Annotated in this window: 11 protein-coding genes and 2 tRNA genes; 4 read left to right on the forward strand and 9 right to left on the reverse strand. The window is 61.4% G+C overall.

Annotated features, from left to right (window positions below; genetic code table 11):
• Positions 1 to 4: 4 nt before the first annotated feature.
• The 6 genes from AC1D1N_RS06955 to AC1D1N_RS06980 all read right to left on the reverse strand — a co-directional run bounded on the left by AC1D1N_RS06955 (position 5) and on the right by AC1D1N_RS06980 (position 8261).
• Positions 5 to 1240 carry an outer membrane protein transport protein gene (locus AC1D1N_RS06955; protein WP_477347461.1) on the reverse strand — a complete coding sequence of 412 codons (1236 nt, stop codon included), beginning with the start codon at positions 1238 to 1240 and terminating at the stop codon, positions 5 to 7.
• A 359-nt stretch (positions 1241 to 1599) separates the two neighbouring features.
• Positions 1600 to 4383 (reverse strand): valine--tRNA ligase, encoded by a 2784-nt coding sequence (locus AC1D1N_RS06960; protein WP_477347463.1) that lies wholly within the window; start codon positions 4381 to 4383, stop codon positions 1600 to 1602.
• Between the two features lie 256 nt (positions 4384 to 4639).
• A complete protein-coding gene (locus AC1D1N_RS06965; protein ID WP_477347465.1) occupies positions 4640 to 5557 on the reverse strand; it encodes a DUF2497 domain-containing protein in 918 nt (305 codons plus the stop codon).
• A gap of 271 nt (positions 5558 to 5828) precedes the next feature.
• The gene (locus AC1D1N_RS06970) at positions 5829 to 7217 is read right to left on the reverse strand and encodes a TolC family outer membrane protein (protein WP_112564815.1); all 1389 of its coding nucleotides are present in this window, start codon (positions 7215 to 7217) and stop codon (positions 5829 to 5831) included.
• A gap of 186 nt (positions 7218 to 7403) precedes the next feature.
• A complete protein-coding gene (locus AC1D1N_RS06975) occupies positions 7404 to 8078 on the reverse strand; it encodes a protein-L-isoaspartate O-methyltransferase family protein (protein ID WP_112564817.1) in 675 nt (224 codons plus the stop codon).
• Positions 8079 to 8187: 109 nt separating this feature from the next.
• Positions 8188 to 8261: transfer RNA gene (locus AC1D1N_RS06980), tRNA-Cys, on the reverse strand.
• A gap of 218 nt (positions 8262 to 8479) precedes the next feature.
• Here AC1D1N_RS06980 and AC1D1N_RS06985 point away from each other — a divergent pair.
• Positions 8480 to 8686, forward strand: a complete 207-nt coding sequence (locus tag AC1D1N_RS06985; protein WP_477347468.1) for a hypothetical protein — start codon at positions 8480 to 8482, stop codon at positions 8684 to 8686.
• A 24-nt stretch (positions 8687 to 8710) separates the two neighbouring features.
• Here the strand turns inward: AC1D1N_RS06985 and AC1D1N_RS06990 are convergent, their stop codons facing one another.
• Complete coding sequence (locus tag AC1D1N_RS06990) at positions 8711 to 8971, reverse strand: hypothetical protein (protein WP_436260370.1); 261 nt, start codon at positions 8969 to 8971, stop codon at positions 8711 to 8713.
• A 233-nt stretch (positions 8972 to 9204) separates the two neighbouring features.
• Here AC1D1N_RS06990 and AC1D1N_RS06995 point away from each other — a divergent pair.
• Positions 9205 to 9279, forward strand: a tRNA-Asn gene (locus tag AC1D1N_RS06995).
• Positions 9280 to 9397: 118 nt separating this feature from the next.
• Positions 9398 to 9541, forward strand: coding sequence for a hypothetical protein (locus tag AC1D1N_RS07000; protein WP_477347470.1), 144 nt, complete (start codon positions 9398 to 9400; stop codon positions 9539 to 9541).
• Here AC1D1N_RS07000 and AC1D1N_RS07005 read toward each other — a convergent pair.
• Together AC1D1N_RS07005 and AC1D1N_RS07010 are read right to left on the reverse strand one after the other, a co-directional pair.
• The gene (locus AC1D1N_RS07005; RefSeq protein WP_477347472.1) at positions 9528 to 10418 is read right to left on the reverse strand and encodes an adenylate/guanylate cyclase domain-containing protein; all 891 of its coding nucleotides are present in this window, start codon (positions 10416 to 10418) and stop codon (positions 9528 to 9530) included. The genes AC1D1N_RS07000 and AC1D1N_RS07005 overlap by 14 nt on opposite strands.
• 574 nt (positions 10419 to 10992) lie before the next feature.
• On the reverse strand, positions 10993 to 11379 hold the full coding sequence (locus tag AC1D1N_RS07010) for an ATP-dependent DNA ligase (RefSeq protein WP_477347474.1): 387 nt from the start codon (positions 11377 to 11379) through the stop codon (positions 10993 to 10995).
• A 426-nt stretch (positions 11380 to 11805) separates the two neighbouring features.
• Here AC1D1N_RS07010 and AC1D1N_RS07015 point away from each other — a divergent pair, with 426 nt between their 5' ends.
• The gene (locus AC1D1N_RS07015) at positions 11806 to 12042 is read left to right on the forward strand and encodes a hypothetical protein (protein WP_162712363.1); all 237 of its coding nucleotides are present in this window, start codon (positions 11806 to 11808) and stop codon (positions 12040 to 12042) included.
• Positions 12043 to 12136 lie beyond the last annotated feature (94 nt).

Raw genomic sequence — 12136 nt, forward strand, 5'->3', positions numbered from 1 at the left:
AGGCTTAGAACTTGATCTTGACGCCGCCAGAAATGGCCGTGACCAGATCGTTGCCGAAATCATAGCTGACGTCGGTGCCGGCTTGGTAACCGTTTTCGCCATTCACGACCCCTGAATGGCCGCTGGTCAGGACGCCGACCGCGCCGGCCAGACGCACTTCGATATTGGGCGAAGGCGTGTAGGCGACGCCGCCGCCCAACGTCCAGGTGTCGGTCTGCGAGCCGTAGCCGTGTGATGTGCCACGATCCCAGGAAAGCTGGCCGGCCGCGCTCCACTCATCGTTGAACTTGTGGCCGATGCCGCCCGTAACCGTCCAGCCGTCGCGATACATCAGGTCCAGCGAGGTAATCTGGCCTGAATGCAGAGCATCACCCGTAACGCATGCCGCAGCGGGAGTACCTACGACGCAAATCGGAACACTCTGCAGCAGGCTCCAGTTGACCCACTTGAGCGAACCGAAGGCGAGCCAGCCGGGCGCAATGCCTGACTGCAACTTCAATTCGACCGTATCCGGCATGTACTGCGTCGCACCATAGATCGGCAGCACGACAAGGCCAACATGCGTCAAGTCCAGCGAGCCCGAGATGTTGTCGAGCTTGACCCGCGAATTGTAGACGAGGCTGGCGCGCAGCGCGATTTCTGGGATTTCATAGGCAAGGCCGGCGCGCCAGCCCCAGCCCGTGCCCTTGAGATCAACACGGCCGGTTCCCTGGAAACCCGGCACCAGCGGCGACACCAGGTCTTCCTTGAAGCCATAGACTTCCTGGTAATAGACGCCGCCGATGAAGCGAACCTGGCCTTTGCCGGCATCCATCTTGTAAGAACAAGTGCCGGCGTAGTTGTTGCTCTTGATGTCGGTTTCCATGTTGGACTCGGCACCGGCCCACAGACCCGGATTTGTGTGCGCGCCCCACGGCTGGGAATAGTCGAACATGCAGTCGACGCCCTTGACGACCTCGGCCTTGACGCCGATGCGCGGCACCCAGTAGCTCTTGCTGTCTTTCGCCGTGCTGCCCAGGAATGTAAGATTGCCGTCACTCGGATCGGTATCGACCGCGTTCTTGAGCTTGCGCTGTGGCATCACATAAGTCGCCTCGGCTTCCGTGGCGAACGGAGCTGGGTCAAACAGAAGGTCGATGTCGTAGCCACCGCGCTCGATGCCGCCGGCATGCGCGGAACCGATCAAGCCCAGCGAAAAACACCCCGCCCCCAGCAGTGTTTTCAAACGCAAATTGCTCATGGATGTCCTCCCCGAAATACTAGTGCGTCAAGCTAGAACCAATTCAGGTTAACGGTGCAACAATGAAATCACATAGCGTACACGTACACTCTTGCGGACCGCATTTCGAACACAGTGGTGGCCTGGCCAGCAGGTCCGAAAATAGCCATTTGGGAGGCACATTAGGAAAAAAATCAGAAAGAAACGCTTAAAACGGCACGAAATCCGGCTGTTTTGCCGGCATTGCGCCCGATTGTTACATTATGGCAACAATGGGGCTGAAACTTTCCGTTTACGTCAATATTAACGCAACGGAATGCCTATTTTTCGGGCAAAAGAGCAGTCGCGACGCGCTTGTCGGCGCCTCGCGAATCCGGTGTTCAACCGGCGTCGCGCACCCTGGTCAACGCCACCGAAAGCTTCTCTTGCTGATCGCGGTATTCGTCGAGTTTTTCGCGCTCGGCTGCAACGATCTCTTCCGGCGCGCTTGCGACGAATCGTTCGTTAGACAGCTTCTTGTGCAACCGGGCGATTTCCTCGGTCACCTTGGCCAGTTCCTTCTGGAGCCGCGCCGCCTCGGCGGAGAGATCGATCAGGCTGCCGAGCGGCAGGCAGATCGTTGCTTCGTTGAGCACGATCTGGGCCGAGCCCTTGGGTGCTGCGTCCGGCAGCGAGATGTCGCCGACCCGCGCCAGCCGCTTGATGGCCGAAGCATGGCGTTCCAGCCTGTGATGGGTCTCGGCGCTGGCGCCGACCACCACCAGCGGCGCGATCGCTGCCGGCGGCACGTTCATCTCCGAGCGCACAGAGCGTATGCCGGAGACCAGATCGACCAGCCAGTTGATGTCGGCGGCCGCATCCGCGTCCTCGAAGTCTGGTGATGGCCAGGCGGCGTGGCAAAGCAGCGTTGCGCGCGTCCTGCCCTCGCCTGCCGTCTGCGCCCACAATTCCTCGGTCATGAACGGCATCATCGGATGCAGGAGCTTGTAGATCTCGTCGAGCACGAAGGCGACGCAGGCCCGGCTTTCGGCCTTGGCCGCCTCGTCGGTGCCCATGAACACCGGCTTCAGAAGTTCCAGATACCAGTCGCAGAACAGGTTCCAGACAAAGCGGTAGGCAGCGCCCGCCGCCTCGTTGAAGCGGTAGCTGGTGATGCCCTCGGTGATCGCGTGCGACGCCCTGGTCAGCTCGGTCAGGATCCAGCGGTTGACCGGCAGCTTGGCTTCGTTCAACCAGAAATCGTCATTGCGCGCGACCTCGTTCATCTCGGCAAAGCGCGTCGCGTTCCACAGCTTGGTGCCGAAATTGCGATAGCCGGCGATGCGCGCCGGATCGAGCTTCACATCGCGCCCCTGCGCCGCCATCACCGTCAGGGTGAAGCGCAGTGCGTCGGCGCCAAACTCGTCGATGAGGTCGAGCGGATCGATGACGTTGCCTTTCGACTTCGACATCTTCTGCCCGTTCTTGTCGCGCACCAGCGCATGCACATAGACGGTGTGGAACGGCTCCTCGTGCATGAAGTGCAGGCCCATCATCATCATCCGGGCGACCCAGAAGAAGATGATGTCGAAGCCGGTCACCAGCACGTCGGTCTGGTAGTAGGTCTTCAGTTCCGGCGTATGGTCCGGCCAGCCCAGCGTCGAGAACGGCCACAGTGCCGAGGAGAACCAGGTGTCGAGCACATCCTCGTCACGGGTCAGGATCTCGCCCGGCTTGAAATTCTCAAGCTTGTCCTCGACCCAAGCCTTCCACGGCCCTTCCAGCGCCAGATAGTATTCGATGGCAGCGGCCAGCGCCTCTTCCTCGGTCTTCTCGACAAAGACCCGCCCGTCAGGCCCGTACCAGGCCGGGATCTGGTGGCCCCACCACAACTGGCGCGAAATGCACCAGGGCTGGATGTTCTCCATCCAGTCGAAATAGGTCTTTTCCCAGTTCTTCGGCACGAAGTTGGTACGGCCTTCGCGCACCGAGGCGATTGCCGGTTTGGCGAGTTCGGCGGCATTGGCATACCACTGCTCGGTCAGGAACGGCTCGATCGGCACGCCGCCGCGGTCGCCATGCGGCACGGCATGACGGTGCGGCTCCACCTTTTCGAGGAAGCCGCCAGCCTCCATCAGCTCCACAATCTTCTTGCGCGCGACGAAACGGTCGAGACCGTCGAGTTCGTCCCAGACGGCCTGGCGCTCCGGCGTGATCTCAAGGCCGGCGAGGAAGTCCTCGTTGTCCTTCAGTTTGATGGCTGCCTCGATGGTCAGGATGTTGATGGCCGGCAGCTTGTGGCGCTTGCCGACCTCGAAATCGTTGAAGTCGTGCGCCGGCGTGATCTTGACCGCGCCGGAGCCTTTTTCCGGATCGGAATACTCGTCAGCCACAACAGGGATCTTCCGGCCGACGATCGGCAGGACGACATTCTTGCCGACCAGATGCCGGTAGCGCTCGTCGTCCGGGTGCACGGCGACCGCCGTATCGCCCAGCATCGTCTCCGGGCGGGTCGTCGCCACGGTGATGAAGGTTCTCGGATTTTCCGGATCGAACGCCTTGCCCTCGATCGGGTAGCGGAAGTGCCACAGATTGCCGTTGACCTCCTGCGGCTCGACCTCGAGGTCGGAGATCGCCGTCAACAACTTCGGGTCCCAGTTTACAAGGCGCTTGTCCTTGTAGATCAGCCCCTCCTTGTACAGGCTGACGAAGACTTCGAGCACGGCCTTGGACAGGCCTTCATCCATGGTGAAGCGCTCGCGCGACCAGTCGGCCGAGGCGCCGAGCCGCTTCAACTGGTTGAAGATGGCGCCGCCGGATTCGGCCTTCCACTCCCAGACCTTCTCGATGAATTGTTCGCGGGTGAGGTCGCGGCGATGGATCTGTTTTTCCATCAGCTGGCGTTCGACCACCATCTGCGTGGCGATGCCGGCATGGTCCATGCCGGGCTGCCACAGCACATTCTTGCCGCGCATGCGCTCGAAGCGCACCAGGATGTCCTGCAGCGTGTTGTTGAGCGCATGGCCCATATGCAGCGAGCCGGTGACGTTGGGCGGCGGGATGACGATGGTGAAGGCCTCGGCCCCCTCCTCTGCCCCGGCGCCGGCGCGGAAGGCGTCCGCCTCTTCCCAGATTTTGGCGATCTTCGGCTCGACGGTCTTGGCGTCGTAGTTCTTTTCAAGCATGGGAAAATGGTCCGCGCTGTCGGGAGTTTGCTGGTCCGGTGTAAATCGGAAGGTTTTGGCCAAGTCAACCGCAGGGCGGCCTGGTCCTTCACCGGCAAATAGGCGTCGCCCCGGTCATTTCAACGGGAAGGCCATGCCTGTGTTTTCATTGCCGCGGATATCGACGGCAACCTGATCGCTTTTGCCACAGCAACCAAGGGAAGCTGCAGCTTAGAAAAGCTCAAGGCCACGCTTTTCCTCTTCGGGATCGGCGGAATTACTGCGCACCGCGCGCGACGCGCTCGATTTCCTCGCGCACCAGGCGCTCGACCAGCGTCGGCAGATTGTTGTCCAGCCAGTCCTGCAGCATCGGCCGAAGCATCTCCACGGCCATCTCGTCGAAGGTCTTCTTGCTGCGGCTGGCAAAGGCGTCGGAGAGCTCGCCGAAGGCCGCTGCGACCTGCCGTCCGGTGTGTTCCGAAACGATCGCCGGGCGAACCGGTGTTGCATCGGCCTGGCGCGCCTGCTCGCTTCGCGACAGGCCTGACTCGAAAGCCGGCTCGGCTGCGAGATCGTCCTCGAAAGCATCGATCTCCGCGGCAGCAGCCTGCCGCTTCTCGGTCTCTTGCTGCCTGATCTCTTGCTGCCTGATCTCTGGCGGCCTGACTTCTAGCGGCTTGGCCACATCGGCGGGCTTTGTCTGACTGCCCACGGCTGCAATTTCGCGCCGCCAATCGGTGACGATGGAATCGGTGGTCTCCGCCTTTGGCCGGGCTGGCGCTTCCGCCCTGGCTGCCGGGGCAGACTCGCTGGCTATTCTGGCGCTCACTTCCGCCAGGGTCATCGGCGCATGCGCGGGGGGCGCGACGGTTGTAGCAGCAGGATTTGCCGGCGTGGCCGGCTTCACCGAAGCCGGCTCGGAGCGCGGCTCCAGCCGTGCCGCGACAGGTTCGGCCAGTTGCGCCTGCACCTCGGCCAGCGTCACCGGCTTCTTGCTTTCGGCCGCGCTGTGCAGCTCACTGCGGAAGGCCTCGACATCCGAGGCCGGCCCGGCGACAGGTACAAGGTCCTGACGCAACTCATCGGCGTCACCCGGCTGCTTGCGGCCGGTGTCGCTGTCTTCGATGATCCTTCTGATGGAAGCCAGTATTTCTTCCATGGAAGGTTCGCGCTGCGCGCTGCTTGCCGTCGCCATCGTCACATCCGCCGCCCTTGTGACCCGTTCTAAGATTCTCTGTCCGTCAAAGCCGGACACGAATCATGGCGACAGCGTAGCCGACGGATCGCCATCGGAGAATCCCCAATCTCGGGAGATGCGGGATTTCAACAATTTAGACATGGCTGCGAGCCGAAAACCTTCTTCGGAAAAGATCCTGTCGGTACAAAAGGATAGCGCCGCGCATCCCTGGGATGCGCGGCGCTCCAACACTCCAATCCTGGCGGGACTTGAAACCGCCTGGGCGCGATCAGCGGCCGTCCGGTGTGCGCAGACCGATCCACTTGTCCTTGACGGCTCTGTAGTGCTCTTCAGGCTTGTACTTCACCACATTCAACGCCAGGCGCTCGACCGACAGGCGGCCCATGGCCGAGAGGATGGCATAGCTCGCCACCACCACATCGCGCTCGGAGGTGGCAAGGTTGATCTTGGCGCTGATGACATCGTTCTGGGCGTTCAGCACATCGAGCGTCGTGCGCTGGCCGACATTGCGCTCTTCGATAACGCCGTTCAAAGCCAACTGCGCGGCGGCGATCACCTGCCGGTTGGCCGCGACGCTCTCCTGTGCAGAGGTGTATTGCGTCCATGCCGATGTCACCGCCTGACGCACCTGGTCGCGGCTGACATCGACCTCGATGCGAGCCTGGCTAAGCGATTCCTTCGACTGGCGGACCAGGGCCGAGGTGCGGCCACCCGAATAGATCGGAATGGTCAGTGTCGCACCGATATTAGCGGAACGGGTGGTGCCATTCTGCGACGTCAAGGTTTCCGGCGAGTTTTTGGAGTAGTCGTCCGAAACGCCGGCGGAAGCGGAAAGCTGCGGCAGTAGCGCACCTTCCTGCGACTTCACTTGAAATGCGGCCGCGTCGACCAGATGCTCGGTAGAAAGAATGGCCGGATGTTCGGTCGCCGCGATGTCGATCGCCGCATCGAGGCTCCTCGGCAAAAGCTTCGCCAATGGCGACGCCGCCTTGAGCTTGCCCGGCTCGTCACCGACGATCTGGCGATAGGTTGCGGCACTGGCCAGCGCCTGCGCGCGGGCCGCACTCAACTGCGCCACCGCCTCCGAGCGCGAGGCGTCGGCCTGCGCCACGTCGGTGCGCGTGCCTTCGCCGACCTCAAAGCGCGAGCGCGCCGCGCGCGCCTGCTCGGTCAGGAATTGCAAATTCTGTTCGGTCAGCACCGCCACCTGACGGTCATGGATGACATCCATGTAGGCGCTTGCCGCGTTGAACAGCGTATTCTCTTCGGTGTTGCGCAGGCTCTCGACCGACGCCTTGACCTGCGCCTCGGCTGCCGCGACGTTGTTCTTGGTCTGAAACCCGTCAAACAGCATCTGATTGATGGCGACGCCGAAGCTCCCGGTTGTCAGACGAGTGCCGGCGTTTGAACCGTTGAGGTGCCGGCTGGCGTAGCCGACGTCCGCACTCCCGGTAATGACCGGCCTGTATCCTGACTTGGCGATCGCCACGCCCTCATCGGTGACGCGCACGCCCGCACGGGCCGAATTCAGCGACGAATTGTTCTGGTAGGCCTTGGAAAGCGCGCCGAGAATGGTTTCCGCCGAGGCGGCTATCGGCGAAAGCGCTGTCGCGGAAATAAGGACGGTAGCAAACAAGCTTTTGGCTAAGGACGGCACTTTAAATCCCTCATTCGTTTTGCACGGGAACCACGCCACGCCAGCCCATCCCGAGGGATCAGCCAGCGCCGCGTCGATTTATCGTTCCCCCGCTGACGGCCTCCCGAAACACCGGTTAACCAAATCAGCAACGATTGTCCAATCGCAAGCCAACATGACAGCGCCTTTGCTGCAAGGCAAAATCACTTAGAATTCGAACGCATGAATACGTTCAAACCCCGGTAGTGGCTTAATTGCCGCATTAAATGCCCGTCTTCCGGTTACAACCCCCCCTGCTTTGAAAAACAAACGGGCCACACCCGCATTGCCCTGCCCTTCAACGGCGACCAGACGGCCACCTTCGGCGAGTTGGCCGAGCAGCGCCGCCGGCACTTCCTCGACGCTGCCGCCGATCAGAATCACATTGTAGGGCGCCTTGGCGGCATGGCCTTGCGGCAGCGACCCGGTGACCACGGTGACATTGTCGCAGCCCTGCGCCGAGAGTGCGGCCTTGGCCGTCTCTGCCAGTCCGGCATCGCTTTCCAGCGCAATGACGGATTTTGCCAGCCTGGACAGGAGTGCTGCGCAATAGCCGGTGCCGCAGCCGACATCGAGTACCGAATCGCCGGCGTCGATCTCGGCCAGTTGCAAAAGCTTGGCCAGCGGCGACGGCTCCATGAGGTAGCGCGCTCCGCTGCCGTCGGCGCCGTCGGCGATGCGGATATCCTCGTCAATATAGGCAAGAGCCTGTTGGCCGGCCCCTACAAAGGCCTCGCGCGGCACGGCAAGCATGGCATCGAGCAATGCTGCGTCGGTCACATCGGTGGTGCGGACCTGGCCGTCAACCATCTTGACGCGAAGTTCGGAGAAATCAGCGCTCATGTCCCAACCAATCCGTCAAAAACCAATGCGCCGAAATGCGCTTGCCGCGCCAACACTGCGGCGCATTCGACCGGAACTCAAGCCCCCGCCGCGCGGGAGCTGAAGCAACTGGAGGCCTCGCCCGGAATCGAACCGGGGTGCAAGGATTTGCAGTCCTCTGCGTAACCACTCCGCCACGAGGCCTCGTCGCTCCCGGCGAGCGAACTCAATATGGTGACGGCGAAAGGTCGTCAAGCGTCCGCGCAGCATTCCGGCGCGCTTTCCGCGTCAGCCTCCGCGACGTGGTTCCCGAGCGGTTTAATCGCTTGGCACGCCAGCATATTAGCCGGTCATTAAGCATGACCGAGTAGCAGACGAAACTCGAACCCATGGCTCTACGTAGCGGAAGATGGAGGTAATCCATGCGTCAGCCCGCAGCAGACCGGGAATCCAGCACATCGGGCAAATTGTCGCTGCTGCGCTGCGAACAGCTTGTGCGCTACGCGATCGACCGCCTCGCCATCGAGGGCGCAAGCCGGCTCTCGCCGCACGATCGCGCGCGGCTGGCTTCAGCGGCGGCCGTCCTCAAGGAAATCTGCGAGGGGCTGGAAAAGCGCAGCGACGGCTGAGCCGGGACCGTGCGCCCATCGCATTCAACCCGGCCGCCGGCGTCGTTCCCACCAGACGACGAACCGCCGCCGCTGGCGGCGCACCGCGGCAAATTCGTAGGAAAGCACCAAAAGGCCGAGCGGAATCATCCAGAAACCGAGAATCGGCAGGAAGCCGAGAATGCCGAAAAACACCAGCACGACGCCGATGGCGATCCTGAGGCCGCGTGAGCGCGGCATGGCGAACTCGCGGCCGAACACCGAAATTTTCCGCGCCGATGCCTGGTTTTCGCCTGCTGCAGTCATGTCGAACGTCGATCCGGTTGCCACCAGTTAAAGCCATAGATGGTAAAGGCTGCAATCGCCCTTTCGGTTCCGCCGACCAGGGTCGGACGGCGTCCAAGACCGCTCATATGTGGTGTCATCGGGCGATTGCCAGAAACCATTGCATGAAAAAGCGCTAAAAAAATGCGAAATGCTTCTTTGCAAAGCCGAAACGGGTTTGCTATAGGCTGCGCCACTCACATGAGAGCCTCTGTTCCCCGGTAGCTCAGTGGTAGAGCAACCGGCTGTTAACCGGTTGGTCGCTGGTTCGAATCCGGCCCGGGGAGCCAACATTTCCATAGGTTTCAGAGTCGCAGGAACAGCCGAAAATTGGCTGGTCTACAGCATATCTACACAACTCGACTTCGCTAGGCGCCGATCTACATGAGATCGCTCGAAGGAGAGAAAATGGCCATGGAACACGTTTTTGACGATTTGATCGGCCTGCAACGGACACGGCCGAGACGGAATTGGCGCGCCTTTGCTGCAGCATTGGCGATTCGCCTCGCCCTCGCCGCCCTGATGCTCTCCAGCCGGGTCAGCCTGAGATAATTTCGTAGCTAAGGATCTGAGCGTCGCTGAGGGACGACCTCCGCCCAGGCGAGATGACGCCGGAGCCGAACAGGAGAACTGCTTCACGGCGAACGAACACTTCATGGTCGGGCCCAGTCGACACAAATGTGCCCGACGAGCTTCGCTCAACAAGCCCCGCCCTGCCGTTCGAAATGGTGAAGGTCGCGTGGTGCCTTGAGACCCACGGCCGCGGGACGACGATATTGCATTCAGGAGATCGGCCGATGGTCACGAATTCGTTGTTGCGGCAAGATCGCAACTGATCTCCATAGCGGATGACCAGATTGATGTGCCTTGGCGGGGCGAACCGCCTATCGATAATGGTGCCCCGGCTGGCGATCTGCGTAGTGAGCGCCCCATCATCGCCACCCAGGGTATAGACGTCGAACGGCTCTTCCTTCCCCTTGAAGGGCATTTTGTCGATGAGCCGCAAGGAACTGCGGCCCTCTGAGGAAAGGGCTTCGAAGAAGCTCTGGCTGATCAGCACCTCCCCCGGGTTGGCCGTGGTGGACAACCTTGCGGTGACATTGACAACGTCGCCGAATACTTCGCCCCGCGTGCGAATAACCGCCCCGAAGTGCAATCCGATCCGGGTGGTCAGCGACCCTCTCGTCAGCTGGCTGACAATTTGACGGACGGCCCTCAGCGCCCCCTCTGGCCTCTCGAACAGGCTAAGCACGTCATCGCCCTTCGAGTGAATGAAATCACCGCCGTTCCGGGAGGCGATCTCGCGTATCGCGTCTAGGCAATCCGAGACCTGCTGCAGAGCGGCATCGTCGCCGATGCGCTCATAGAGCGGCGTGCTGCCCACCACATCGGCTAAGAGGACTGCGGCTAGAACTTTTTCCTGATCCATCGTCCTAAAACTCCGGCACCGGCCTATGCTTGCGTTGTAGAATGCACGGCAGCGCAGTGTGGCGCTACCGTCAGCACGACATGGTGGGCATGGCCCGCCTGCCTCTGATGGCCGTCCGGGCGGTTGCGGTGCTGATGCTGCCGGCCACCGGCTGACTTAGGCGATCACACCATTAAGGGCACGCAGGCGACTCAGTTACGCTTCTCAAGCGGCGGACCTTACCCGCCTTTGGCCGGCGCCTGCCCACCCAACCCCCTATCGCCACTACCGAGCTACCCGTCTCCTGCATGAGGTGCTCTTGAACGCCGTGCGGGCTATCACTGGGAAGGAAGTGCAGTTCCTCCAGTGGAACGGGGACAGGGCCGGCGCAGCCGCCAAGCTAGGGGTCGAAAGGTGTCCCGTCGCCTTTTCGAACGAACGAAGGGCGGCGGGACAAAACCGGCGATAAGGGATGTTAATCGTCGGTCCAAGCGTTCTATCTCCGCAACGAAACAGCATCATGTCTCCTCGCGGAAATCCTGTAACGAGGCGTGCCGCAAGTCCTCCTCGCCGCGAAGATGCTTCACACGGCCGACTAGGCCCGGCTTGACCCACTACGTCGCCGGCCGCTCCTCCAGGCCCATCTCGCGGAGATCATGGCCTTTAGGTGCAGCAGGTCGAATGCCACGAAATACAAGTCGTGCTGCCGGCGGGTGATCGCTTTGCGTAAAGCCGCGAAGTCGGACAGGCCCTTGTCGTTGAGAACGATGATCTCGCCGCCGATGATTGCGCTCTCGGCGCTGACCCTCGGCACTTGCTGCGGCGAGGTCGCGATATTAGAGGTCCAGTCCAGGCCGCGGCGGGTGAAGAGGCGCGTGCCCTCTTCGTCGATCACTATCTGCGACCCATCGAATTTGACTTCGTGAATCCAGGCATCGCCCTCGGGAGGCTTCTCCACAAGGTCGGCATCAACGCTCGACAAACTTCAAACGCATGCACCAGCCGTCAACCGGCGATTCAATTAGCACGCGCTTTATTAGTTCCGGAAAATTTTAACGAATCATTGACCTCGCTGTCCCAAAATAGGACGGCGCGGTCAAATCCCAACCGACTGCGCAGGCGGCTCCGGCAAACGCGCCTACCCAGCCCAGTGTGTCGGAGCCGCTCCCACACCCGTCTTATTACCAGCAATGGTTGAATCAACGGTTACGACAAGGCAAGCACATCCAGAGATACCATAGCGCGGCGGGGTTGAGTCCCTGACACGCCAATTAGGTTCCATCCGGAACTGCGCGCGATCGCTAGACCGCCTTTAGGCCCAGTGTACCAGGACCTTCGGTCTTAATTGCGCGACTGCTAATATCTTCGTATTTTTCCTCGAGCGTGGGGACGCCCGATGGAGATAACTATGTCCGGCAAGCCAGCAATCTTTCCTGCGCTCGATCACCTGCCGATCCAAGCTCAGGACCATGCCCCACCTGCCTCGTTCGATATCAATACCCTGTTCCTGGCCGCTCCCGATCATCCCAAAGGCCCGGGCGAGCATTTTGCTCCCCATGCAACCGTTGACCTACCTGATGCCGGCCTTGCTGGCATCGAGCACGCGAGCCTGCCAACTCACATTTCGGATTGGTTGTTGATCTAGCAGGCAGCTAGGCGCGCGCCCGCCAGCGAGCGTTCACCCTTGCCCGCTGTTCAGTCAGGCACCGTGTGCGGCCCATGCGTCCCCAGGCGGCTCG

This window comes from Mesorhizobium sp. P2_B5 (assembly GCF_056404775.1).

What these genes read in the sequence shown, in the direction of transcription:
- AC1D1N_RS06960 (WP_477347463.1), bottom strand. Translation starts at nt 4,383, where the DNA reads ATGCTTGAAAAGAACTACGACGCCAAGACCGTCGAGCCGAAGATCGCC.
- AC1D1N_RS07015 (WP_162712363.1), top strand. Translation starts at nt 11,806, where the DNA reads ATGTCCGGCAAGCCAGCAATCTTTCCTGCGCTCGATCACCTGCCGATC.
- AC1D1N_RS07005 (WP_477347472.1), bottom strand. Translation starts at nt 10,418, where the DNA reads ATGGATCAGGAAAAAGTTCTAGCCGCAGTCCTCTTAGCCGATGTGGTG.
- AC1D1N_RS07000 (WP_477347470.1), top strand. Translation starts at nt 9,398, where the DNA reads ATGGCCATGGAACACGTTTTTGACGATTTGATCGGCCTGCAACGGACA.
- AC1D1N_RS06990 (WP_436260370.1), bottom strand. Translation starts at nt 8,971, where the DNA reads ATGACTGCAGCAGGCGAAAACCAGGCATCGGCGCGGAAAATTTCGGTG.
- AC1D1N_RS06965 (WP_477347465.1), bottom strand. Translation starts at nt 5,557, where the DNA reads ATGGCGACGGCAAGCAGCGCGCAGCGCGAACCTTCCATGGAAGAAATA.
- AC1D1N_RS06955 (WP_477347461.1), bottom strand. Translation starts at nt 1,240, where the DNA reads ATGAGCAATTTGCGTTTGAAAACACTGCTGGGGGCGGGGTGTTTTTCG.
- AC1D1N_RS06975 (WP_112564817.1), bottom strand. Translation starts at nt 8,078, where the DNA reads ATGAGCGCTGATTTCTCCGAACTTCGCGTCAAGATGGTTGACGGCCAG.
- AC1D1N_RS06985 (WP_477347468.1), top strand. Translation starts at nt 8,480, where the DNA reads ATGCGTCAGCCCGCAGCAGACCGGGAATCCAGCACATCGGGCAAATTG.